This window comes from Sporosarcina soli (assembly GCF_042655805.1).
Lineage (GTDB): Bacteria > Bacillota > Bacilli > Bacillales_A > Planococcaceae > Sporosarcina > Sporosarcina soli.
Map to the genome: position 1 here is coordinate 1,211,829 of NZ_JBHSNO010000005.1, position 24,803 is coordinate 1,236,631.

24 protein-coding genes are annotated in these 24,803 nt (G+C 47.6%); 1 reads left to right on the forward strand and 23 read right to left on the reverse strand.

Going from position 1 to position 24,803, the window contains the following annotated elements; translation table 11 throughout:
• Positions 1-28: 28 nt before the first annotated feature.
• From glpX to ACFPRA_RS09845, 5 genes are all read right to left on the reverse strand, one after another.
• The gene (gene glpX, locus ACFPRA_RS09825) at positions 29-994 is read right to left on the reverse strand and encodes a class II fructose-bisphosphatase (RefSeq protein ID WP_381433439.1); all 966 of its coding nucleotides are present in this window, start codon (positions 992-994) and stop codon (positions 29-31) included.
• A 73-nt stretch (positions 995-1,067) separates the two neighbouring features.
• A complete protein-coding gene (locus ACFPRA_RS09830) occupies positions 1,068-2,345 on the reverse strand; it encodes a UDP-N-acetylglucosamine 1-carboxyvinyltransferase (protein ID WP_381433442.1) in 1,278 nt (425 codons plus the stop codon).
• Between the two features lie 135 nt (positions 2,346-2,480).
• Positions 2,481-3,128: a fructose-6-phosphate aldolase gene (gene fsa, locus ACFPRA_RS09835; protein WP_381433445.1), complete on the reverse strand. Its 648-nt coding sequence runs from the start codon at positions 3,126-3,128 to the stop codon at positions 2,481-2,483.
• 415 nt (positions 3,129-3,543) lie between these two features.
• The gene (locus tag ACFPRA_RS09840) at positions 3,544-4,401 is read right to left on the reverse strand and encodes a class II fructose-bisphosphate aldolase (protein ID WP_381433448.1); all 858 of its coding nucleotides are present in this window, start codon (positions 4,399-4,401) and stop codon (positions 3,544-3,546) included.
• A gap of 424 nt (positions 4,402-4,825) precedes the next feature.
• The gene (locus ACFPRA_RS09845; protein WP_381433451.1) at positions 4,826-5,185 is read right to left on the reverse strand and encodes a response regulator; all 360 of its coding nucleotides are present in this window, start codon (positions 5,183-5,185) and stop codon (positions 4,826-4,828) included.
• A gap of 306 nt (positions 5,186-5,491) precedes the next feature.
• Here ACFPRA_RS09845 and ACFPRA_RS09850 point away from each other — a divergent pair, with 306 nt between their 5' ends.
• The gene (locus ACFPRA_RS09850) at positions 5,492-6,010 is read left to right on the forward strand and encodes a DUF2529 family protein (RefSeq protein ID WP_381433454.1); all 519 of its coding nucleotides are present in this window, start codon (positions 5,492-5,494) and stop codon (positions 6,008-6,010) included.
• 95 nt (positions 6,011-6,105) lie between these two features.
• Here ACFPRA_RS09850 and ACFPRA_RS09855 read toward each other — a convergent pair whose 3' ends face one another.
• The 18 genes from ACFPRA_RS09855 to ACFPRA_RS09940 all read right to left on the reverse strand — a co-directional run bounded on the left by ACFPRA_RS09855 (position 6,106) and on the right by ACFPRA_RS09940 (position 24,800).
• Positions 6,106-7,704, reverse strand: coding sequence for a CTP synthase (locus ACFPRA_RS09855; protein WP_381433457.1), 1,599 nt, complete (start codon positions 7,702-7,704; stop codon positions 6,106-6,108).
• A 284-nt stretch (positions 7,705-7,988) separates the two neighbouring features.
• Positions 7,989-8,567 carry a DNA-directed RNA polymerase subunit delta gene (gene rpoE / locus ACFPRA_RS09860; protein ID WP_381433460.1) on the reverse strand — a complete coding sequence of 193 codons (579 nt, stop codon included), beginning with the start codon at positions 8,565-8,567 and terminating at the stop codon, positions 7,989-7,991.
• A gap of 534 nt (positions 8,568-9,101) precedes the next feature.
• The gene (locus ACFPRA_RS09865) at positions 9,102-9,728 is read right to left on the reverse strand and encodes a TetR/AcrR family transcriptional regulator (protein ID WP_381433463.1); all 627 of its coding nucleotides are present in this window, start codon (positions 9,726-9,728) and stop codon (positions 9,102-9,104) included.
• Positions 9,729-9,742: 14 nt separating this feature from the next.
• On the reverse strand, positions 9,743-10,882 hold the full coding sequence (locus ACFPRA_RS09870; protein WP_381433466.1) for an acyl-CoA dehydrogenase: 1,140 nt from the start codon (positions 10,880-10,882) through the stop codon (positions 9,743-9,745).
• Positions 10,883-11,035: 153 nt separating this feature from the next.
• Positions 11,036-12,172 carry an acyl-CoA dehydrogenase gene (locus tag ACFPRA_RS09875; RefSeq protein WP_381433470.1) on the reverse strand — a complete coding sequence of 379 codons (1,137 nt, stop codon included), beginning with the start codon at positions 12,170-12,172 and terminating at the stop codon, positions 11,036-11,038.
• 15 nt (positions 12,173-12,187) lie between these two features.
• Positions 12,188-13,039, reverse strand: coding sequence for a 3-hydroxybutyryl-CoA dehydrogenase (locus ACFPRA_RS09880; RefSeq protein ID WP_381433473.1), 852 nt, complete (start codon positions 13,037-13,039; stop codon positions 12,188-12,190).
• Positions 13,040-13,206: 167 nt separating this feature from the next.
• Positions 13,207-14,412, reverse strand: coding sequence for an acetyl-CoA C-acetyltransferase (locus tag ACFPRA_RS09885; RefSeq protein WP_381433476.1), 1,206 nt, complete (start codon positions 14,410-14,412; stop codon positions 13,207-13,209).
• Between the two features lie 189 nt (positions 14,413-14,601).
• Complete coding sequence (locus tag ACFPRA_RS09890; RefSeq protein ID WP_381433479.1) at positions 14,602-16,752, reverse strand: (Fe-S)-binding protein; 2,151 nt, start codon at positions 16,750-16,752, stop codon at positions 14,602-14,604.
• 509 nt (positions 16,753-17,261) lie between these two features.
• Positions 17,262-17,945, reverse strand: a complete 684-nt coding sequence (locus ACFPRA_RS09895; protein ID WP_381433481.1) for a hypothetical protein — start codon at positions 17,943-17,945, stop codon at positions 17,262-17,264.
• A complete protein-coding gene (locus tag ACFPRA_RS09900; RefSeq protein WP_381433484.1) occupies positions 17,942-18,427 on the reverse strand; it encodes an ECF transporter S component in 486 nt (161 codons plus the stop codon). The genes ACFPRA_RS09895 and ACFPRA_RS09900 overlap by 4 nt, the downstream gene beginning before the upstream one ends.
• 4 nt (positions 18,428-18,431) lie before the next feature.
• Positions 18,432-19,013 carry a cob(I)yrinic acid a,c-diamide adenosyltransferase gene (locus ACFPRA_RS09905; protein ID WP_381433487.1) on the reverse strand — a complete coding sequence of 194 codons (582 nt, stop codon included), beginning with the start codon at positions 19,011-19,013 and terminating at the stop codon, positions 18,432-18,434.
• Positions 19,013-19,414, reverse strand: coding sequence for a bifunctional adenosylcobinamide kinase/adenosylcobinamide-phosphate guanylyltransferase (locus tag ACFPRA_RS09910; RefSeq protein WP_381433490.1), 402 nt, complete (start codon positions 19,412-19,414; stop codon positions 19,013-19,015). Before ACFPRA_RS09910 ends, ACFPRA_RS09905 begins: the two co-directional genes overlap by 1 nt.
• Complete coding sequence (locus tag ACFPRA_RS09915; protein ID WP_381433493.1) at positions 19,366-19,956, reverse strand: histidine phosphatase family protein; 591 nt, start codon at positions 19,954-19,956, stop codon at positions 19,366-19,368. The genes ACFPRA_RS09910 and ACFPRA_RS09915 overlap by 49 nt, the downstream gene beginning before the upstream one ends.
• Positions 19,929-20,693 (reverse strand): adenosylcobinamide-GDP ribazoletransferase, encoded by a 765-nt coding sequence (cobS, locus tag ACFPRA_RS09920; RefSeq protein WP_381433496.1) that lies wholly within the window; start codon positions 20,691-20,693, stop codon positions 19,929-19,931. Before cobS ends, ACFPRA_RS09915 begins: the two co-directional genes overlap by 28 nt.
• 4 nt (positions 20,694-20,697) lie before the next feature.
• The gene (locus tag ACFPRA_RS09925) at positions 20,698-21,525 is read right to left on the reverse strand and encodes a cobyric acid synthase (protein ID WP_381433499.1); all 828 of its coding nucleotides are present in this window, start codon (positions 21,523-21,525) and stop codon (positions 20,698-20,700) included.
• Positions 21,522-23,180: a threonine-phosphate decarboxylase CobD gene (cobD, locus tag ACFPRA_RS09930; protein WP_381433502.1), complete on the reverse strand. Its 1,659-nt coding sequence runs from the start codon at positions 23,178-23,180 to the stop codon at positions 21,522-21,524. The genes ACFPRA_RS09925 and cobD overlap by 4 nt, the downstream gene beginning before the upstream one ends.
• Positions 23,167-24,126, reverse strand: a complete 960-nt coding sequence (gene cbiB, locus ACFPRA_RS09935; protein ID WP_381434857.1) for an adenosylcobinamide-phosphate synthase CbiB — start codon at positions 24,124-24,126, stop codon at positions 23,167-23,169. The genes cobD and cbiB overlap by 14 nt, the downstream gene beginning before the upstream one ends.
• Positions 24,123-24,800, reverse strand: a complete 678-nt coding sequence (locus ACFPRA_RS09940; RefSeq protein ID WP_381433505.1) for an adenosylcobinamide amidohydrolase — start codon at positions 24,798-24,800, stop codon at positions 24,123-24,125. Before ACFPRA_RS09940 ends, cbiB begins: the two co-directional genes overlap by 4 nt.
• Positions 24,801-24,803: the final 3 nt, after the last annotated feature.

The window sequence follows — 24,803 nt, forward strand, 5'->3', positions numbered from 1 at the left end:
CCGACTATATGCCGGGCATCGAGGTCTATCAGTCTTGCATAACGAGTAGAGGTTTTTTCTTCATGCTGTGACGACCTTCCACAAAGCGGATTGTGCCGGATTTTGAACGCATGACGAGTGAGTGTGTCTCACAATAACCACCCTTGAATTGTACTCCGCTGAGCAGTTCGCCATCCGTAACGCCTGTTGCAGCAAATATCGCGTCATCGCCTTTGACGAGGTCTTCCATACGGAGCACTTTATTGACGTCAATGCCCATCTTCTTACAACGTTGAACTTCCTCCTCGTTGGATGGTACGAGTCTACCTTGGATTTCGCCGCCTAAACATTTCAGGCCGACTGCAGCGATAACGCCTTCTGGTGCACCGCCCAGTCCAAATAGGATATCCACGCCGGTTTCGTCAAATGCAGTGTTGATAGCTGCAGCAACGTCACCGTCGTTGATAAGTTTGATGCGCGCCCCTGCTGCGCGAATTTCTTCGATAATGGCAGCATGACGTTCTCTGTTCAAGACAGTGGCAACAATGTCACCGATTTCTTTGTTTTTCGCTTTTGCGACTGCATGAAGGTTTTCTGTCACCGATGCATCGATATCAATTTTACCAACGGCTTCAGGACCGACAGCGATTTTGTTCATATACATATCCGGTGCATGGAGGAGATTTCCCTTGTCCGCAATCGCCAGAACCGCGAGCGCATTCCAGCCACCCGCCGCGACAATGTTCGTCCCTTCAAGTGGATCAACTGCAACATCCACCGCTGGACCAATTCCTGTTCCAAGCTCTTCTCCAATATAAAGCATTGGCGCTTCGTCCATTTCCCCTTCGCCGATAACGACGACTCCTTGCATCGGGATCGTGTCAAAAACTGTGCGCATTGCTGTTGTTGCAGCATCATCCGCTTCGTTTTTCAAACCACGTCCCATCCAGCGCGATGCTGATACAGCCGCCGCTTCCGTTACACGCACTAATTCCATTGATAAACTGCGTTCCATTTGTGTTCCTCCTATATTTTACGAACAACCCGTAAATTTTCAACTCGTTTTGTCGTGGCATCGGATGCCGTATTTATTCGCTCACAACTGCCTTTTCAGGAATCGTTACTTTGCGGATATCCGCTCCGATCCCTTGAAGTTTAGGAATGAGCGAGCTATATCCACGCTCAATATGCTGGATTTCTTGAATTTCCGTCTCGCCATCCGCAATAAGTCCGGCAATGACGAGTGCAGCTCCGGCGCGTAAATCGGATGCACGGACAGTTGCCGCTTGAAGCGGTTTTGGACCCGATAGGATGGCTGAGCGTCCTTCTACCCGCCCATCCGCATTCATCCGGCGCAGTTCGTCAATCTGTTTAAAGCGGGCCGAATAAACCGTATCGGTAATGACTGAAGAACCGACAGCTTGGGTCAGTAATACCGAGAAAGGTTGTTGTAAATCCGTCGGAAAACCTGGATAGACAAGCGTTTTCACATCGACGGCTTGTAATTTCCTCGATTTCGGGATGAAAATCTGCTCTTCCCCCTCTTCGATATTGACGCCCATTTCACGAAGTTTGGCTGTCAGCGCTTCGACATGGTGCGGAATGACATTATCTATTGTAATTCCATTGCCGGCTACGGCCGCCATGATCATAAACGTTCCCGCTTCAATCCGGTCAGGGATGATCGTATGTTTCGTACCATTAAGCTTTTCTACACCTTCGATGCGAATGACATTGGTGCCTGCGCCTTTAATCTTCGCACCCATATTGGATAACAAAGTCGCAACGTCGATAATCTCAGGTTCTTTCGCAGCGTTTTCGATGATGGTGCGCCCTTTTGCCAGCACGGCCGCTAGCATGATATTGATCGTTGCGCCGACGCTGACAACGTCCAGATAGATTTTCGCTCCACGCAGTTCATCCGCTCGCAAATAGATGGCGCCGTGCTCATTGGTCACTTTCGCCCCAAGTGCTTCAAAACCTTTTATATGTTGATCAATCGGTCTCGGTCCCAAGTGGCAACCGCCCGGGAGACCGATAACCGCATTTTTAAATCGTCCCAACATGGCACCCATTAAGTAATAGGATGCACGCAGTTTTTTCACATTGCCATTTGGAAGCGGCATCGCAACCATTTCGGATGGATCAATGATCATTTTCCCCTTGTCGAAACGGACTTGACCACCAATTTCTTCGAGCAACGCCTGAAGCGTCAGTACGTCCGAAATTTCCGGAAGCCCATCGATCGTTACAGGGGAATCTGCCAAAATAGATGCAGGAATGAGCGCGACGGCACTGTTTTTTGCACCGCTCACTTTGATCGTCCCTTGTAATGGTTTGCCGCCCTTGATTTTATAAACGTCCATATGATTCTCCTTTGAACCTACAGTAACGGTCAATCATAAAGATAAGACCCCTTTGCCAAAACCTATGGAAGTGTTGCGAAACAACCGAATTTCAGCGGAAACCTCTATTCCATTCAAGAGGTTTCCGGCTTTTTATTATTTACTTTTTCTTGCTTCCCAGTCTGCAAGGAACGCTTCGATTCCTTTGTCTGTCAATGGATGGTTGAATAATTGCTTTAATACGTTAAATGGTGTTGTTGCAATGTGGGCTCCGTTTAGTGCAGCGTCTGTGATATGTTGAGGACTACGAATGGAAGCAGCGATGATTTCCGTTTTCATATCATGAATAGCGAAAATATCCGCAATTGTTGAGATCAGTGATAAACCATCCTGACCGATATCATCCAATCTACCAAGGAATGGAGATACATATGTCGCTCCTGCACGTGCAGCGAGAAGGGCTTGGTTTGCGCTAAAAATGAGGGTGACGTTCGTCTTGATCCCTTCTTGGGCAAAGACTGAACATGCTTTCAATCCTTCTGGAGTCATCGGAAGTTTCACGGTGATATTCGGCGCGATTTTCGCGAGTTCCCGTCCTTCTTCAATCATCCCTTCTGCATCGAGGGCAATAACTTCCGCACTTACTGAACCAGGCACAAGCGCCGTAATTTCACGCAATCTGTCATGGAATGGTACATCCTCTTTTGCAACGAGTGATGGATTTGTCGTCACTCCTGAAATGATACCCCAACTATGTGCTTCTTTAATCTCTTCAAAGTTTGCTGTGTCTATAAAAAACTTCATGACAGAATCCTCCTTAGTATGATGAACGTGACAATGATGGTATCGATTAAAAATCATTTTTTATTGAATGAGCTGCCGATTTCTGGCAGATATATGATGCGAAAAGAAGGAGAAGACATGTAATGGTATGCTTCTCCTGTCGTATTTCGAAAGGCGTTATCTTCATTCAGCAGAAGGCTTCCGCTGAACGTAGATAAAGCCTCCGGCGGATGTCCCAGATTTTGAAAGGAGTCAAAGAAGGCAGTCTAAGTGCGCGACGTCCTAAAAGAAAAGTGCCTTAATTTCTGCAAAGATCGCAGAAATACGGCAAATCGAACCCTGTGCTGTTCGATTCGCAACGACTGCATGACCTACATCCTGTAAGGCCCCAGGCTCGATTCAAAATCTGAACGCAATTACGCCAAGGCGTAATTGATTAGGCCTTTTGGGAGCTACCGAATTCGCGCATTTTCTCGATGACTGTCGCTTTAATCGCATCGCGCATCGGTGCCAAATATTTGCGTGGGTCATAGACATCCGGATCTGCAGCGAGTTTTTCACGAACTGCTTTCGTTCCTTGGATTTGGTTCTCTGTGTTCACATTGATTTTAGAAGTTCCAAGGGAAATGGCACGTTGGATATCTTTTAAAGGAATTCCTGTTCCACCGTGTAGAACAAGTGGTAAATCCGATTGACTTGAGATTTCTTCCATTTCTTTAAAACCGAGGTTCGGTTCACCTTTATAAGGGCCGTGTACAGAACCGAGTGCCGGCGCCAAGCAGTCAATCCCTGTTTTGTCGACCAATTCTTTACATTCTGCCGGATCAGCGTAAATGACTCCGTCTGCAATGACATCGTCTTCTTGTCCACCGACCACACCGAGTTCCGCTTCTACGGAAACGTTGCGCGCGTGTGCATATTCTACAACTTGTTTTGTTATTTCAATATTTTCCTCGAGCGGTTTCGATGATGCGTCGATCATGACAGATGTAAAGCCGGCGTCAATCGCTTCTTTACATTTTTCAAAACTTGAGCCATGATCCAAATGGATGGCGACCGGAACGGTGATCTGGTAATCATGAATCAGACCTTTTACCATATTGACAACGGTTGTGAAGCCGCCCATATAACGTCCGGCTCCTTCAGAAACACCTAAAATAACTGGTGATTGCTCTTCCTGTGCCGCCTGTAAAATCGCTTGCGTATATTCAAGATTGTTCAGATTGAACTGACCAATTGCATAACCTTCTTTTTTCCCTTTGATCATCATATCTTTCATCGATACGAGCGCCATTCGAATTCCTCCTCGGATAATTGAATCGATTTTGTACATGTTTATCTTCATTCAGCTGAAAATTCCCACCTCTATAGGTGGCAGGATGAATGCGTTTTGTTTTCCTGTTCAGCGAGTGTTCAAACGACCGCTGAATGAAGATAAAGCCTCCGGCGGATGTCACAGATTTTGAATGGAGTTAAATGAAGGCAAGCTAAATGCGCGACGTCCTAAAAGGAAAGTGCCTTAATTTCTGCAAAGATCACAGAAATACGGCAAATCGAACCCTTCGCTGTTCGATTCGCAATGCTTGCATGACCCACATCGTGTGGGCCTCAAGCTCGATTCAAAATCTGGACGCAATTACGCCGAGGCGTAATTGATTTCTCTTATATACCACTCATATCATAACAAAAACAGACAGTGTTTACCACTGCCTGCTTTGTCACTTTTCAAATAATGCGCTAACTGCATCACGGACTTCGTAAATGTCAAATGGTTTTGTAAAGTATTTCACTGCCCCGATTTTCAATGCATCATCGGTCAATTCAATCTCGCCGTATGCAGTCATCATAATTACGGGAATTTCTGGCCAAGCGTTTTTAATTCTCTTCAGCACTTCAATTCCGTCAATTCCGGGCATCTTCATATCGAGCAATATACAATCTGGCGTCTCTTTCTCTACTGATTGAAGCGCTTCCATTCCGTTTGCAGCAAGACGTGTGACAAAGCCTTCCCGCCGGAATACCTCATCGAGCAGAAGACGTATGCCCATTTGATCATCAACGATCAACAGCTTTTTCAATTTGCGATCCCTTCTTCCCGGCAATCTTCATTGTCTTGTACAGTACTTATTTGACAACAATCTGATTTTTCCTGCTTTTTTTTGAAATAATATCATTCCATTTCAAATTTCACTTTAACTGTCAAGACACTTTAGCCAAACAGCAAAGGGAGCGCGGGCTTTTCATTTAACGAAAAAATTGAACAAGCTATGCATTACTTTTGTCTTACAACCTTTTTGTTGTATTTTTTGCTTTTTAGAAAGTTAAAAGTAGTAATTGTAGGTTTTCAAAAATAAACAACTTATAATGGATGGGAGGTGGTAAGGTTGAAAATATTAACAACACAAATTGGCGGTCTTTTTCAACGCATCGCGGCGAATGGCGAAGAATCGATTGAAGAGACTGCCCGACTTCTTGCGCAGGCAACCATTGGTGAAGGGCGCGTCATTTTAGCAGGGGTCGATGAAATGGAAGCAGTCATTGCGACAGCATTATATGGCGTTGAACCATTACATGGAGCGGTCCGTTATGAAGAAGGGATGGAGATCGGTTCTGCCGATCGCGTTTGGCTGTTTACCCGGTCCTCTTCCGATGAGTGGGCGCTGAAATTAGCACGCTCACTGGCTGATCGCTTCATCCCGTTTGCTGCATTGGCAGCTGAAAAACCTGACGAGGAAAATGAGCTCGAAAATTTAGCGTACACTTATGTATCAACCGGTCTGACACGCGGGCTATTGCCTGGCGACAACGGCGAGCGAATTGTTCAACCACATGCAATGGCTTCTTTATTTGTCTACGAAGCCGTGAAATTGGCGTATGATGAAATGCTTTCGGATGAAGATTAAGGGTAACTAAAAACGAGCATCCACATGATATTTCGTGCGGGTGCTCGTTTTTATTGTCTAGCTCCGGACGTCTAGGCAGGCGCCTTCCGCTTTTCTTATTTCCCTTCCATTGCTGCGCCGATGAAGTCGCGGATCAGTGGTTGTGGGCGTGTTGGGCGGGATGCAAATTCCGGATGGAACTGGCAGCCGATGAAAAATGGATGGTCTTTCAATTCGATCATTTCAACCAGTTGATCGTCAGGGCTTTTACCTGATAGGATCATGCCCGCCTCTTCGAATGGTTCGCGATACGCATTATTGAATTCGAAACGGTGACGGTGACGTTCGTAAACCAATTCTTCACCGTAGGCTTCGTATGCTTTTGTCCCTTTTTTCAATTTGCATGGGTGTAAGCCTAGTCGCATTGTACCGCCATGTTCTTCATTCCCGTTATCTTCCGGATGATTTTCGATGATGGCGTTTGGTGTTTCCTTATCGAATTCCGTGGAATTCGCGTCTTGGATGTTCAGAACATTGCGTGCGAATTCTACCGCCGCTAACTGCATGCCTAAACCGATGCCTAAGAATGGAACTCCATTCATGCGCGCATACGCAGCTGCTTCGATTTTCCCGTCGATTCCACGGTCGCCGAATCCGCTCGGAACGACAATGCCGTCGACATCTGCTAAAAATTCTGCTGCATTTTGTGCATTCAATTCCTCAGAATTGATCCATTTCACTTCAATATCCGCGTCGAAACCGTAACCCGCGTGGCGCAATGCTTCCACTACTGAAATATACGCATCTTGTAGCTCGACATATTTCCCGACAAGTGCGATAGAGACTTTTTTCGAAAGGGACTTGACGAGCGATACAAGTTCCTTGATCTCCGTTAAATCAGGTTCTTTCGTTTTAAGGTCTAAGAAGTCGACAACAATGTTATCCATATGCTGTTCGTGCAATCTCAACGGCACTTCGTATAACGTTTCCGCATCCAATGCTTCAATTACTTCTTCTGCTTTTATGTTACAGAATAGAGCGATCTTGTCCTTCATATCTTGTGGAACCGGGTATTCGCTTCGAACGACGATCATATTCGGTTGAATACCGAGGCTTCGTAATTCTTTAACGCTATGCTGTGTCGGTTTTGTCTTCAGTTCGCCAGCAGCCTGCAAATAAGGAACAAGTGTATTGTGAATATACATCACGTCATTTTTACCGAGGTCCGTCTTCATCTGACGGATGGCTTCCAAGTAAGGTAAGGATTCGATATCCCCTACACTGCCGCCGATTTCTGTAATGACGACATCTGCATTCGTCTCTTTCCCCGCACGTTTGATGAGGTTTTTGATTTCGTTCGTAATATGTGGGATGACTTGAACGGTAGCGCCTTTGTATTCGCCGCGACGTTCTTTTTTCAATACGGAGGAATACACTTTCCCCATCGTTACGTTTGAAAACTTGTTCAATTTGATGTCGATGAAGCGCTCATAATGACCTAGGTCGAGATCTGTTTCCGCCCCGTCTTCCGTGACGAACACTTCTCCGTGTTGGTAGGGACTCATCATTCTCGGATCCAAGTTGATATATGGATCAAATTTTTGGATGGTTACTTGAAGTCCACGGTTTTTCAATAACCGGCCAAGCGATGCAGCGTTAATCCCTTTTCCTAATGATGAAACAACGCCACCTGTTACAAAGATATATTTTGTCATGTCTAACTCCTCCGTTCATTTTATTGATTACTCAATCAATTACGCCTCGGCGTAATTGCGTCGGGATTTTGAATTGCGCTTGCGCAATTGATACCTTTCAAAATCCGTGACATCCGCCGGAGGCTTAACTTGTTTTATCCAGAGGATAAAGCAAGTTAAAAATCAAAAAGCGCTCCATCTGTAGTTATCGCCTACAGGAGGAGCGCATATGCACTGATTCATGTGTCCTTTTTTAAGGAGCCCAGTAAAATCTTATAGCGTCAAAGGAACGAAGTCAAGTAAAATTATTTAAAATCGTCGTCTTCTTCGTCGTCTTCTTCCTCGTCCTCTTCATCATCCAAATCAAGGTCTTCGTCGTCTGGAATGATTTCAAGATCATCGTCCGGCTCAAGAAGGTCCTCTTCGATTTCGACCAATTCCTCGTCGTCTTCTTCCTCTTCTTCTTCTTCGTCATCCTCGTCGTCTTCATCGATCAATTCATCGAAATCTTCGTCGAATAACTCGTCTTCTTCCTCTTCATCTTCTTCCTCATCGTCTTCATCCAATAAAGCTTTTTTCTTTTTCTTTTTACGGACTTTAACGACTGGAGCCGTCTCTTCTTCGATTTGCTCGACCGGATACCATTCACGAAGCCCCCAACGATTGTCATTGATCGCAAGAAATCTTCCATCAATGTTCATGTCCGTATAGAACTGCTGCAGTCTCTCTTTCATTTCAGCTTCTGTCGCGCCGATGAGCTGACGGATTTCATCCATAAGCTCCGGCAATGTGAGTGGTGTTTGTTTTTCTGTCAAAATCGCGAATGCGATGTCTATCATGGATTCTTCTGAAAGTTGTTCTGTCGTCATTTCACGGATATTCATTTCACGCACGTCCTTTCTCTGTAAATCAATTACGTCTCGGCGTAATTGCGTCCAGATTTTGAATTAAATAAAGCTCAATTCAAAATCTGTGACATCCGCCGGAGGCTCTATGTTCATTCAGCGGGTGCTTGGACACCCGCTGAATGAACATAGACATAGTTATCATTATATACAATGCAATCCTAAATATGCTACAGTCTTTTACTCTTTTTGAAGTGTCGCAGTTCCTTCACACAAATGGAAATGAGATATAGCGCAGCAAGAAAAAAAGGGATTGCCCCGAAACCATCACCATATAATAAAATTATAAGAAAGACAAGTGAAGCTATGATTAACACATGATGATACGGCTTCATATTGCACCTCTTTCCGATTCCCTTTTATTATACATGGAAATTGCATCCACTGGTAATGTATGATATTGAATGCTTCAACATTAATGACTGTTTTTACAAGCTTACCTCACCAGCCACTTTCTATACGGAAAAGCCGCGCAAAACAATTGTTTGCACGGCTTTCTGTTTATGTTTTTGCTCAATTCTCCCTGCTGATTCCATATAGCAGTTGGTCTGTCTGTAGAGCGATGAAGTCCTCGATTTTATAGTTTTTATGCAACGTCCATCTGCGAAATGCCCACATCTGTCCTTGTACGACGATATGATGAGCAGCCATATTGACTTCATCTTCCTTTATACGTAGCTCGCCTGACTTCAAACTGGCGAGAAGGATTTTTTCAAATAACGCAACCATTCCCATTTCTTTGGTCAGGACATAGGACAAGGCATCTTTCGGCAATGATTTCAATTCTTGGTACATGACCAGAAATTCATCCGCCATATCGTCAATCAAGTAGAAATATTGTTCAATGGCCGCTTGTAGCCCTTCTTTCGTCCCTTTTTGAATCGGGAGGGACGAGAGCCTGTGATGCATCTCATTATAGATGTCATCACAAACAAGATAGAGCACATCTTCCTTCATCCGGATATATTCGTAAAGCGTTCCAATGCTGAAGCCCGCTTCTTTGGCAATTTCACGGGTCGTTGTTCGATGGAATCCTTTTTCCCTAAACAGTTTGACAGCGCCGCGGATAATTTGCTCCCGCCTTTTTTCGACGAGGATTTCGTCTTTGACTGATGATTTCACTTTTCGTTTCGTTTCCATGGTATACCTCCCGATCATTTTGTAAGCATTCGGGAGATGACAAGGCGTTGAATTTCTTGTGTGCCTTCGTAAATCTGCGTAATTTTTGCATCACGCATGAAGCGCTCGACTGGATAGTCTTTTGTATAGCCGTAACCGCCAAATACTTGGACTGCTTCCGTCGTCACTTTCATCGCCGTATCTCCAGCCATCAGTTTCGCCATGGCGGACTCTTTTCCATACGGCAAATCGTTGGACTCTAGCCAAGCTGCCTGGTATGTAAGAAGTCTCGAAGCTTCCGTCGCTGTCGCCATATCTGCCAGCTTGAACCCGATTCCTTGATTTGCCGCAATCGGTTTCCCGAATTGAACGCGCTCTTTCGCATAATCGGCTGCTGCATCCAACGCACCTTGCGCGATGCCGACCGCTTGTGCGGCAATGCCATTCCGTCCGCCATCCAATGTTTTCATTGCGATGATAAAGCCTTGCCCCTCATCGCCGAGCCTATTTTCTTTCGGTACACGGCAATTGTCGAACATGATTTCCGTCGTCGGAGATGAACGAATGCCAAGTTTTTTCTCCTTTTTTCCGACGGAGAAACCCGGAAAATCTTTCTCCACGATGAAGGCAGTTGTCCCTTTATGCTTGGAATCCGGATCGGTCACTGCGAAAACGATGTAGATATCCGCGATGCCGCCGTTGGTAATGAAAATTTTGGAGCCGTTCAAGATATAGTCGTCGCCGTCTAGCTTCGCCGTTGTACGCATTCCGCCCGCGTCAGAACCCGAACCCGGCTCAGTCAAGCCGTATGCACCGATTTTCGTCCCTTCTGCCATCGGTCGTAAATAGTTCTGTTTCTGCTCTTCCGTTCCAAACTTGAATACCGGCCAGCCCGCCAGCGATGTGTGTGCGGACAATGTTACGCCGATCGATGCATCGACGCGGGATAGCTCTTCGACGGCGATGCAGTAGGCCAAGTAATCACTGCCGATACCGCCATACTCTTCCGGCCACGGAATCCCCGTTAAACCGAGCTCTGCCATTTGGTTGAATAACCCCATGTCGAAGTGCTCTTCCTCGTCACGTTCTGCGGCGGTTGGCGCCACTTCATTTTCCGCAAAATCACGAACCATTTTACGAATCATTTCATGTTCTTCGGATAGTTTGAAATTCACATCGTTTCCCCCTTCACTTATATGGCACTTATTGTATAATTCCTGCAAAGGACGCAGGAATTATACAAAACGAACTCTTCGTTGTTCGGTTTGCACTCTTTGAGCATTTGATTGCATGTTTCAACAGTTTGGTTTCAACCATGGACTATAGACCTACTTTAATACATGTTTGCTAATGACAATGCGTTGGATTTCACTTGTGCCTTCGTAAATTTGGGTGACTTTGGCGTCTCTGAAAAAACGTTCCACGGGATACTCTTCCGTATAGCCGTAGCCGCCGAAAATTTGAACCGCTTCAATCGAATTATCGACAGCAGCTTGGGAGGCGAATAGTTTGGCCATGGAAGCTTCTTTTCCACACGGCAATTCCTCTGCACGAAGCTGGGCGGCACGGTAGACGAGTAGTCTTGCCGCTTCAGCTGCCGTTGCCATATCCGCCAGTTTAAAACCGACCCCTTGTTGCTCGGCAATCGGCTTGCCAAATTGGACACGTTGTTGCGCGTAACCCGTAGCCGCCTCCAAAGACGCTTCCGCAATACCGAGCGCTTGGGCGGCAATGCCAATCCTTCCGACATCGAGGTTCGCCATCGCGATTTTGAACCCTTCCCCTTCTTCGCCAAGCCTATTTGCCACTGGAACGCGACAGTTGTCGAAGGACAATTCGACGGTCCGCGATCCGTGAAGCCCCATTTTCTGCTCATCTTTTCCGATGCTGAGCCCCGGTGCATCTTTGTCGACGATGAATGCTGAAATACCGTACGTCCCTTTAGAGGAATCCGTCGATGCAAAGACGATATAGACTTCCGCCTCCCCGCCGTTGGTGATGAACATTTTGGAGCCATTCAACACATAATGATCCCCTCTATTCACTGCCCTCGTTTTCAAAGAGCCGGCATCTGAACCGGAGGATGCTTCCGTCAAACAGAACGCCCCAAGGTATTCGCCGCTTGCCATTTTAGGTAAGTAGCGATCTTTTTGTTCTTCATTCCCGAAGTATAGGATCGGATTCGTACCGACCGAAGTATGGACAGAAAGAATGACCCCTACCACTGCACTCACTTTAGACAGTTCATGGATAGCGCTAATATACGAGACGAAGTCCATCCCGGCACCGCCATATTCGGTCGGGACAGTGATACCCATCAGACCGAGCTCCCCCATCTTGTGTAATAGCTCGCGCGGAAATTCCCCAGCCTCCATCCTTGGAATGAAGGGCTCAATTTCCGTTTTCGCAAAATTTCGGACCATGTTACGCATCATCTGTTGTTCTTCGGTGAATCGTAGATCCATAGCATCCGAACTCCTTTATTCGTAGATGTAGAAACCGCGACCGGACTTTTTCCCTAACCAACCGGCCGATACATATTTTCTAAGCAATGGACATGGGCGGTATTTTGAATCGCCAAACCCTTCGTGCAACACTTCCATGATGTATAAGCAAGTGTCCAAACCGATAAAGTCTGCCAATTGCAACGGTCCCATCGGATGATTCATGCCCAGCTTCATCACTTCATCGATCGCTTCTTTTGTGGCGACGCCTTCGTACAATGTGTAAATCGCTTCGTTGATCATCGGCATGAGGATGCGGTTTGAAACGAAGCCTGGAAAATCATTCACTTCTACCGGTGTTTTGGATAGTTTTACGGTCATCTCCTCAACCGCTTGATAGACCTCGTCTGTCGTTGCAAGACCGCGAATGATTTCCACGAGCTTCATGACCGGAACTGGGTTCATGAAGTGCATCCCGATCACTTTTTCGGGACGCGTTGTTGCGGCTGCGATTTCCGTTATCGGCAATGAAGAAGTGTTGGACGCAAGAATTGCGTGTTGTGGTGCAATTTCATCGAGCCTGCCGAAGATCGAGCGCTTGATTTCCATATTTTCTACAGCCGCTTCGATGACGATATCGACGTTCGATGCATCTTGCAAATCGAGTGACGGGGTGATGCGAGCGAGGATCGTCGTTTTTTCCTCTTCCGTCATGCGGCCTTTTTCAACGTTGCGTGCGAGATTTTTCGCAATGACCCCCAGCCCTTTTTGGCAGAACTCCTCTTTCATATCATTCAATTTCACAGCGAAGCCTGCCTGTGCGCATACTTGGGCAATACCGCTCCCCATTTGGCCCGCCCCAATGACCATTACTTTGTTGATTTCCATTTATTCCATTCCCCCGTCTGATTTGTTGTCGTGCCTGTCGCTGGCACGTTTGATTGCACTTATCAACTATTTAATTGCACTCGTTAAGAGTTTGATTGCGCTCGCCATCGGTTTGATTGCAATCGCTAGGAGTTTGCTTGCAAGTGGTGACTAAAGGTCTATTCCCATCAATGGTTGTGTGGAGTGCCAGCCACTTCGATCATAATGGCGTCGCCTTGCCCGCCGCCTGAACAGATTGCCGCAATACCGATGCCGCCCCCACGGCGTTTCAATTCATAAGCCAATGTTAAAATGATCCGTGCTCCACTTGCGCCAATCGGGTGTCCGAGTGCGACAGCCCCACCGTTAACATTCACTTTTTCAGGATCAAGCCCTGCGATTTGCGAACTGGCGAGTGCAACAGCCGCGAATGCTTCGTTGATTTCAAAAAGATCGATTTCTTCCAGTTTCTTTCCTGTTTTTTGCAACAGTTTATTGATGACCAATCCGGGTGTTTGCGGGAAATTCTCCGGTTCGATGGATAGCTCTGCATGAGCGATAATCGTTGCAAGCGGGGTTTTCCCTTCTCGTTGCGCACGCTCTTCATTCATCAACACGAGTGCACATGCCCCGTCATTGACGCCGGGTGCATTGCCCGCCGTGATGGTGCCGTCTTTTCCGAAGGCGGGACGTAATTTTGCGAGTGACGCGAGCGATGTATCGCGGCGTGGCGCTTCATCCGTATCGACCCTGATCGGATCGCCTTTCCTTTGCGGAATTTCGACCGCGACGATTTCTTCTGCGAAAAGCCCAGCTTCGATTGCTTTCGTTGCCCGTTCATGACTGCGCAACGCCCAGTCATCTTGCTGTTCGCGTGACAGTTCGAGTTGTTCGGCCGTCCGATTGCCGTATGTCCCCATATGGACCCGGTCCGGGGAAAATGAACAAGAGAGCCCATCGTAGATCATGCCGTCCACGAGCTCGGTGTCGCCCATTTTCAAACCAAACCTACCTTTTGGTAAATAGTACGGTGCGTTGGACATGGATTCCATACCACCCGCTACGATGACTTCTTCATCCCCCAGTCGGATGAGCTGATCGCCGAGCGTCACACTGCGCATACCGGATGCACAGACTTTGTTAATGGTTTCCGTTTTGACGGACCAAGGCAATCCGGCCTTCGTTGCCGCTTGGCGGGACGGAATTTGGCCTTGCCCTCCCTGTAAAACCGTTCCGAAAATGACTTCATCGATCTCTTCTTCCTTCACTCCAGTACGCTGCAATGCCGCTTTGATGGCAATCCCCCCAAGATCGCTTGCTGTCATGCTCTGTAATGCTCCTCCAAATTTTGTAAAAGGTGTCCGTGCTCCATCCACGATAACTGTTCTCGCCATTCCCTTCGCCTCCAAATCACATGGTAACGCTTTCATTCATTGTATGATTTCATTTTGGCTATTGCCTACAATAGAAAAGCCCTATTTGACTGAACGCTCGTTCAATATTTTTCTATGAAAATAGGGAGTATTTACACTCCCTATTCCAATTATATGATAATACTGATTGTTCCGCAATATTTCACTTTCTTATTGCAAGACTGTCTCTTCTTGTTCTTCGACAAGCTGTTCTTCCTCTTCTCCAAAAATGGAACGCTCAAGTAGTTCCGCAATATCATAAGTGCCGACAGATTCTTCCACTTCAATCGCTTTCGTTCCGTCGGAGAGCATTGTCAGACAGTATGGACAACCGGATGAGATGATCCCCGGGCTCACTTCGAGTGCTTGTTCCGTACGGGCAACGTTAATGCGATGCCCCGTGTCTTCTTCCATCCACATCAGACCTCCACCCGCTCCACAGCACATGCCTTCTTCGCGGTTCCGTTTCATCTCGACGAGGTTGACCCCCGGGATAGATTTCAGAATTTCGCGCGGTGGATCATAGACATCGTTGTAACGGCCGAGATAGCAGGAATCATGGAAGGTGATCGTTTCGTTAATGGCATGTTGCGGCTTTAGTTTCCCTTGGCTTACGAGTTCGTGCAATAGCTCCGTATGGTGAACGACTTCCGCTTTGAATCCGAAGTCTGGGTATTCATTTTTAAAAATATTGTACGCGTGCGGGTCGATGGTGACGATTTTTGTGACACCCGCTTTTTCGAATTCGCCGATGTTCGCAGTCGCCAGTTCTTGGAATAAAAACTCATTCCCTAGACGGCGCGGTGTGTCACCGGAGTTCTTTTCTTTATTACCCAAAATCGCGAACTTGACGCCTGCCTCGTTCAATAGATGGGCAAATGACAGGGCGATCTTTTGCGAACGGTTGTCGAAAGCACCCATCGAGCCGACCCAGAATAGATACTCGAATTCCTCATCCGCTTTTTTCATTTCTTTCACCGTTGGAATATGCAATTCCGGACGGGCGTCACGCCAGTTTTCTTTTTCTTTACGATTCAGACCCCACGGATTTCCTTGACGTTCGATGTTGGTCATCGCGCGCTGAGCGTCCGCATCCATTTTCCCTTCCGTCATAACGAGATAACGGCGCAGATCGATGATTTTATCGACGTGTTCGTTCATAACCGGACATTGGTCTTCACAGTTACGGCAAGTCGTACATGCCCAAATTTCTTCTTCTGTAATAACGTCCCCGATGAGGGACGGGCTGTAAATATCATCCATCGATGCGCCTTCAAGTCCTGCAGCCAGTGCAATCTGGTTCCCTTTCGTATGATTGAAAGCGAAAGTCGGTACCCATGGTTTCTGCTTGGTAACAAGCGCTCCATGGTTCGTCAAATTGTCCCGAAGTTTGGTAATCAAGTCCATCGGAGATAGCATTTTGCCTGTCCCTGCAGCTGGACACATATTTGTACAGCGCCCGCATTCTACACAAGCGTAGAAGTCGATCATTTGCGACTGCGTGAAATCGGTGATCTTCCCCACACCAAGCGTAGGCATTTCCTCTTCATCTTCTATATTTTCCAATGCCTCAAAGTCGATCGGCTTCAACGTACCCGCATGATCAAGTCTATGAAAATACACATTGGCAGGTCCTGCAATCAAATGCGCGTGCTTCGATTGCGGCACGTAAACGAGGAAAGTCAGTAAAATGAGTAAATGCACCCACCAGGCAGCAAAGAAAACAGCCGCCGCCCCCGTTTCCGGCAGGAAGCTAAATACGGTAGCGATGGTTGAAGCAACCGGCTCCGACCAAGTTGTTTCATGCCCTTGCCAGATCATATTCATACCGTTCGCCAGTAATGTTGAAAGCATGAGTCCCCCAATGAAAATCAAGACAAGTCCAGATTTCCAACCCCGCTTCAAGCGAACCAATTTCTCGATATAACGGCGATGGAATGCCCACACGACCGCAACGAGAATCATGAGCGCGACTATTTCCTGAAAGAATGTAAATGCCGGATACACCGAACCGAACGGCAAGTGTGACCCCGGTTTCAACCCTTTCCATATCAAATCGATCGCTCCGAATTGCACAAGAATGAATCCATAGAAGAACATGACATGGATGGCTCCACTCTTTTTGTCCTTCAACAATTTCTTCTGTCCGAAAACATACACCCAGATTTTCCGAAGCCGTTCTTTTACATTTTGATCAAACTCTTCTTTGCGCCCAAGTTTGATAAATTGAACGCGTGTTTTGATCAAATAGGTGAATAATGCTAATGCATATGCCGTCACTAGAAGAAACAATATCCAGTTGGCAATGAGCAATCCTCCCATTCGTCTACTCCCCCTTTTTGTTGTTCAAATACCCATATCGTTTGAATGTTCAGAATGAATTACCTAAGAATTATTATTCTGTCTATTCTTTAATCTATAGTTTAATTATGAATGATCATTCAGTCAATAGAGAATTCTTTGCTGTTGGGGAGATTCTTGCAATTGGGGAGGGGATTTTTGAGCGCTGTTGCTGTGAGTTTGAGCGTGGGGAGCGGGGTTTGAGCGTTGCATGGTCATGTTTGAGCGGATGATGTAAAGTTTGAGCGTTGCGCTGTCTGTTTGAGCGTCTGAGACAAAGTTTGAGCGTCGCATTGCCTATTTGAGCGCCTTAGACGAAGTTTGAGCGAACGATGTAAAATTTTGAGCGCCGCACCCCCAGTTTGAGCACCACAAAGCTTTGATTGAGCGTGCACAACGGAGTTTGAGCGTTTCGGTGGAAGTTATGATTGATTGGATGCTATTTCTTTGATTAATTTCCATGCAAAACACCTGCGCGGGTGGCGCAGGTGTCAAATGTAGATGTTTAATTCCCTAAGTAGTGTGCCAAAAAATGTTTTGGCTTCTTCTCGTTTGGTTGTTGGGATGGCAAGGAGGACGACGGTGGATGGTCCGGCGGTTTTTGTGATATCCAGTCCGGATTCGACTTTTGCCGTTTCATTGCTCGTCATCGTGCGGACTTCTTCCAATATGCCCCGTGATCCAACAGGCCATAGTTGTTGGATGAGTCCAATTTCCATCGCTTCTTTCAATACGCGCAAGGATGCCACTTCATCAGCGCGGTCTAGCACTTCATTCCCGACGAGGGGTGTGCCATATGTGAACCATTGCACTTCTTCACCAATTGGTTGTTCAATCGTTCGACCGATGATTGTGACAGCCATCGCGGATTGCAGGAGCGTCATATTCGTTTCTGAACTGCCGCTAATTGGCGGCGTTTGAAGACCTGCTTCAGTGAATAAATCATGGATGCCCTCCACATATTTTTCCCAACTGGTGCTTCCACTGAAATTATGCAGCAGGATGGAAATCGGTTCGGCGTGCGCCGCCCATTGCTCAAGCAAGGCAACACGGGCGGCAAAAAAGGCGGTGAGCCGATCGGGTACAGCAACCAAGTCCCCCGGCTTTTCACCGATGCCGCCTGAATTATCCGTCGTGATGATCAACCCGTTGCCGACGTCGATTGCATTCCTCACCGTTGGATCCCCACCCTACTAGGAGAAATATGCCGAAGCGCTGGAATGACGAGGGCAGCGACGCTAGCGTTCAAGATCGTCGCAACGAAGATAGCGGGCAATGCGCCAAAGAAAAACGCCGGAGAGACAAGGAAATAAAACGGCAATGGTGCAAGCAAGCCATTGGCAATGATGAAAAATAGCCATTTCAACACATGATGCCCCGCTTTGTGCAGGCGTGCAAAAAGGTAAATGATGACGAACATTTCACATGCTATTAGCAGATGAAATGGACCTAATGGAAACCCTGCGTACATCGCGGATGCCAAATGGCCAAGTAGCGATGCCGTGCCTGAGAAAACAGGTGGTAAAAAGGCGACCGATACGATAGCCGGAACGGTATCCAGTGCCAAGGAACCGATGCCGGATGGAATTTTGATAAGCCCGCCGATGGCACAGAGCGCCGCGAACATTGCTGTCAATGTGAGTCTTTGTAGTTTCATCTTGTCACTCGCCTTTTTTTGTATCCGTCCGGAACACTTTCGCGCTTCTGACGTATTCGTTATCCGGGACATTGAGTCGTGCGTTGACAATACGCGCCGCCACGAAAAGATAATCCGAAAGTCTATTTAAATAGCGCTGCACGACAGCTGGAACGTCTTCTTCCGCTTTCATCAACGTCACCGTTTGCCGTTCTGCCCGCCTTGCCACAGTCCGGGCAATATGAAGTGTTGCGGCAGCCGGTGAACCTCCCGGCAGGATGAATTTTTCCAAGGGTGGTGCTTCTTCCATTAGCTGATCGATGCGCTGCTCCATTACTTCGATCCGTTCCTCCCCCAATTTATAATGGCGTTCTTTCATGACATTGGCGAGATCACCGCCGCCATCGAATAATTCGTTTTGAATCGTTTCCAAGTCTTCCAGCAAATCCTTGAAAATGCCCGGATCGAGTTCCGTCATCGCCTTTCCAATGAATGAATTCAATTCATCTATTGTGCCATAGGCTTCGACACGTAGACTATCTTTGTCGACGCGGCCGCCAATTAAACTCGTTTTCCCTTTATCTCCTGTACGTGTGTAAATTTTCATTATCCTTCTCCCCTTTTCTTTAGGTTTTGTGGAATGCCGTACCAGATGCGCGTCACTTCTTCCGCTTCGCCGATCAGCCGTTGGTAGAGCCGTCCACAAGTATCACGCAATTGGCGCTGTTTCCCATCGATCGGTACGATTCCCCGGCCGATATCGGTCAAAATAAGAATGACTTCCCGGTTGCAGATCACTTCCATCACCTGGGCAATCGCTTCTTCCTCCGATAGATCCACAGTGGCTAACCATTTTTCAAGACCTGCCAGGACAAGGACACGGTCACTATTCTCAGCATCCCTTCCGTCTGGCAAGTTTCCATCAAACCATTCACTTTCCCGGGAGGCTAGTCTCTTTTTTACGTAAGCCCGTTTGCCGTTATGGGCACCGCCGATATAGATGTGCATGCTCTTCCCTCCCTGAACACTTTCTCACTGTCCCATTCCAGCCGATATGCCGCGCCATGCGGGATGTCCCATGACCAGAATGCTTTGTTCTCCTGTGAAAAAGCGGTTAACAGGACACGGATCGGACCGCCATGCGTCATGACGACCGCGCCGTTAGGCATTTCCTTGACCACGGACAGAACCCTCGTCTTCACTTGTGCTAAACTTTCACCCTCCGGTGGCCGATTCCTTTCCGCATCCTCTATCCATCTTCGATAGTCCTCATCCTTTTCAAGGTCTGCGTACGTTTTTCCTTCAAAAATCCCAAAATTGCATTCACGCCAACGGCAATCAGCTATGAATGTTGCGGCCGGAAAATAAACCGCAGCACTTTGCCGAGTCCGTACGAGATCGCTGCCGAAAACGGTTGAGGTGGCGATCAAACAACGCTGTTCGATTGCCGTTTCGAGTATCGGTTCGTCCGTCCACCCGATATATTTTCGCTCTCGATTCCCCTGCGTCGGCAAATGGCGAATCAAGAAAAGCACAAAACGGTCAGCCATAATAATGCCTCCATCCCTTCTATGAATGCGCCGCATAAGTCACCGGTTACCCCTCCAAAATGCCGAATCGACCATTTCCGATAAAGAAAAATGCCCACGAGAAGTAGCATCGCCAAAGCAAGCGGAACAGAAAATGTTCCCATTGTTATCCCGAGTAGAAGCAAAGCAGCAGCCGAAATGATTAACGAACTAACCACAACTGTTTTTCCTGACATCTTCTCTTGAAAAAAATAAGCAATCCCCTTGTTTTTCGCCAAACGCTCCGTTGCGAAATACATGTTCATTCCTGCTCTTGCCAGCAAGGGGATGGTCATCAACAAGATCAACGAACTATTGTCGCGCAACAATAGCTCGTTGAACAATGCGATTTTCACAACAATCAATAACACAAGCGCGATTGTCCCAAATGCTCCGAGTCGCGGATCCTCCAAAATGGCAAGTCGCTGTTCTCGATCCTTGTAAGAGAAGAAAGCATCCCCCATATCGGCCCAGCCATCCAGATGCAATCCGCCCGTTAACACGATGCCTGTGAGTACGATGAAGACCGCGGTCAAAAGCGGCCCCATGCCAAGCCATTCATGCATGGTAACGGACACTGTATACATGCCCAGTCCAATTGCAGCTCCAACAAATGGTAGAGTCATATACATGACTGTCACTTCTTTTCGACCAAGCGGCAATTCTTTTTTGATCGGAACGGATGTGAAAAATTGTAGCGCCAACCAAATGCCTGTCATATCCTCACTCCCGTCCCGATAAAATGTCCTTCATGAGCGGCCAATTCAAGTGCGCCTTCACATGCGACGCCCATTCGTCGTAAACATCGACGCCCTCGGGTGCAACCGCTACCGGTCGATCGACATCTTCCTCTTCAATGCCATGATTCGCTTTAAATGGAATGACGCCTGCCACCGGAATGCCTGTGTAGGATTCAATGAAATCGATGCCTTCTTGGAAGAAGGAAACATCTCCGTGGAATTTATTAATAATGATCGCTTTGACGCGTGAACGGTGTTCTGGCGGCAACAATTGTAATGTGCCGACAATCGAGGCAATGGCGCCTCCACGGTCGATATCCGCCACTAAAATCGCGGGGACATCCGCGATTTCCGCAACGCGCATATTGACGATTTCCCGGTCATTCAAATTCACTTCGGCCGGACTTCCCGCCCCTTCGATAATGACCGTTTCGTACGTTTCTGCTAGTTTAGCAAGAGATGTTCGAATCGCTTCCACACCGCGTTTGAAAAATTGTTCGCGATATGTCATGCCTACAACAGAGCCAAACTTTTCACCTAAAATGAGCACTTCCGATTTCATGCCGGGAACCGGTTTCAGTAAAATCGGGTTCATATAGATCGATGGGGTAGTCCGTGCCGCTTCCGCTTGTAGGAACTGTGCACGGCTCATCTCTTCCCCCTTTTCCGTTGTCGTGGAAAAGCGGGACATATTTTGCGATTTGAACGGTGCGACGCGTACGCCTTCATTTGCCAAAATCCGGCAGAGCGCCGTACAGATCATCGTCTTGCCGGAATCCGATGCGGTGCCTAGCACAATCAATCCATTCATCGGCCTGTCCCTCCTTTCCAAAACGTAGGGATACCGTAGTCCATTTCAATCGCCGTGTTCGCTTTGTCCACCAGTTTCTGGTGAATCTGACCGATCCATTGACGGTATCTTTCCGTTTCGATGCTCCCTGCTGGCCATTCGTCTTGCACTTCGTTGGATACAATGACAAGATGTGCCACCTTTTCCAACAGTGCGTCCAGTGTTGCTTCCAGCCGGCTCCATTTTTGTTCCATGCAGCCGGGTTGGTTGATACAGGGAGTTCCCGTTTCCCAACCATCGAATAATTCATTGGCCAGCCAAGTGGTCACGCAATCCCATAACACAAGATCACCTGATTGGATGTTCGGTAAGATGTTTTCCAGTTGCATTGGCTGTTCCATTGTCGTCCAATTTTGGATAGCCCGATCCTGTTGATGTCTCGCAATGCGCGCTTGCATTTCGGGATCCGTCGCTGTGCCGGAAGCGATGTAGACGAACCGACCGCCATGTTGCCGCGCCTTGTCTAGCAGCAATTGTTCAGCATAGCCACTTTTCCCACTGCGGACACCGCCGCTAATGAACGTCAATTTTGTAGATGCGAGAGATGAAAGTAATTCCTCTAAAACGCATTGTAATACGGCCATATCCGCTTCGTTTTTCATGCCAATCCGCAACCATTCACCATCCATGCCTCGGAAATTTTCGGTATGTCTGAGAACGATCCCTTTTTCCAATAACATCTGGTACAGCTCTTTCGCTTCTTGTCCTTCCGGCGGTTTGAACGACAGAAAATTGGTCACGGAATCTGTGACGATGCACCCTTGCGCTTGCAGAAAGGCTTTCATGCTTTCACGTTGCCTATTGCTATAGTCGATCGCCTGTTGTCTATATGCTTCTTCTTGTAAGCAAGCTGTCCCAATCTGTGCGGCGATACCATTGACATTCCAGTGCGGTGCTAGCGCTTTGATTTCTTGGATGATAGCGGGATCAGCAATGACATAGCCGAGACGGATTCCCGGAATGGCGTACATTTTTGTCATTGAGCGGACGACGAGAACATGTGGATTTTCTTTTAGTTGTGCAATGAAGGACAACGATTCATCGACAAAATCGATGAACGCCTCGTCCAAGACGACTTCACATCCTACCTCTTTGGCATGACGAATGATGGTTGCCAATTCATGCTGTTCGGGCAGTATGCCGGTCGGATTGTTTGGCGTGCATAAATAAAGGACAGCTGCCCCGTCCATCGCCCGCATAATGTCTTGGACCGGCAACCGGAAAGCGTTCGCTGCACTTGCCGTGACGCGGACAATTTCCACATGCTTAGCCGTCAATGTCGCTTCGTATTCGGAGAAAGTCGGATGGACAACGACCGCGCGCTTGCCACGATAACGTTCCGCGATCAGCGCAAGCAGTTCCGCTGCTCCATTTCCGGCGAAGACATCGTTTTTTGACACACCGTGGAATTCGGCCGTCGCCGATAAAAACGGTTCCCCTTGTGGATCGGGGTAGGCACTTAATTGCCCCAAGAAATCTGGCCATCTTTGTTGAATGTTCGACGGCGGACCTGCCGGATTGACGTTTTCACTGAAATCCAGTACCCGTTCCGGCACATCGATTCCAACTCTTTCATAGACGTGGTGCGGATTGGCACCGTGTTCAGGCAATCGCATAGAAAGACACTCCAATCACGGTCATCACCAGCCAAAAGACAAACGTTACGAGATGCATTTCGGTGATGGCCGATTTAATATGGTTGGCGCGAAGCGGTACGATACCCGGACCGATTTCCGGTCGTTCGGATACTTGACCGCGATATGTATTTTTTCCACCTAACTTGACACCCAATTGCCAAGCCGTAGCTGCTTCCAAAAATCCGCTGTTCGGACTCGGGTGGCGCCTTGCATCTCGATTCCAACCGGCAAAGCGTTTCAAGAAAGATTGTTTCCCTTCATTGGGCGTGTACAACAGGATGAGCATCCCCGTGATCCGTGCGGGAATGAAGTTCAACAGATCATCCGCCCGGGCTGAAAACTTACCGAACTGCTCATAACGTTCATCTTTGTAACCGACCATTGAGTCCAATGTATTGACAGCTTTGTACATCCATAAGCCCGGTGCGCCGAGCAAAAATGCCCAAAATAGCGGAGAGGTGATGCCATCCGCCGTATTCTCCGAAACTGTCTCAATGGCGCCGCGTGCAATGTCTGGCTCTTGTAATTTTTCCGTATCCCGCCCGACAATCCAAGCTAGTTTTTCGCGCGCTTCGAGTAAATCCCTCTTCGCAAGCGGTTCATAGACCGTCAGTGCGGCGTCTCGTAAACTTTTTTGCGCCAGTCCGATGGCAATGAGTACGCTTTCCATTAAAATACCAAGATAGACATGGAATTGATAGGCAAAGCCGACAAGTAAAAATGCAAAGCTGAAAACGAGTGCGACCGTTATGAACAGCAATAAGGCTCCTTTTCCAGTGCGGAATCGTCCTTTATTCAACAAGGCGGTCATTTTCGAAATGAACGTGCCGATCCAGCGAATAGGATGCGGCCAATTGGGTGGATCGCCGATGATCCGGTCGAGTAACAAACCGATCGCAATCGCGATGAAATGTGCAGGGATCATGTCGTCCATCCTTTCGCCCGTTTGTAAACTTGGATAGCGCGCACCGTACATTCGTAAACGCCATGGCCGATCAGTTTACCAAGCGGTGTGATCGGACCTGCATACGGAATCGTTGCACCTTGTTGCGTGGCAGCCACGAGCACGCTATCCGTCGATGTACCGGTCGCAATGGTACCGGTGAGCGGGTCGGTAATGGATTCTACCTGCAATGCTTTCGACTTTGCTTCCGTCGCCGTGATGATCGCTTGGATGAACGCTTCATCGGCTAAATGACCATTGACGATGATCCACGTATTGATCGTTCCGATGCGCGATTGGCGATCTCGGGTCAAGGAAGCGGACACATCGACCGCATTGCCGACACCGGCCGTCACCGCAATTAAAACCTTACCGAAATCACCTTCGTACGCCTCGACTTCCGCGTGTTCTGTCGTCACCGCGGTCATCATCCCGACCGTGTCCATTACGGAAAATCCTTGCTGTTCAAGGTATTCCGCCATTTCAGCTTTGGCATCGTCACTATTGTAGGCGGCATCGACATGCCGGTTGACAAATGTCCGATACCAGCCAAATCCCGCATTATGGACGGCAGAAGATAATGTCCGCAAAGGCTCTGGTACATGTAAAGCGACATATTCAGATGAAATCGTAAAATGCTCTTTTTCCACCTTCATCGA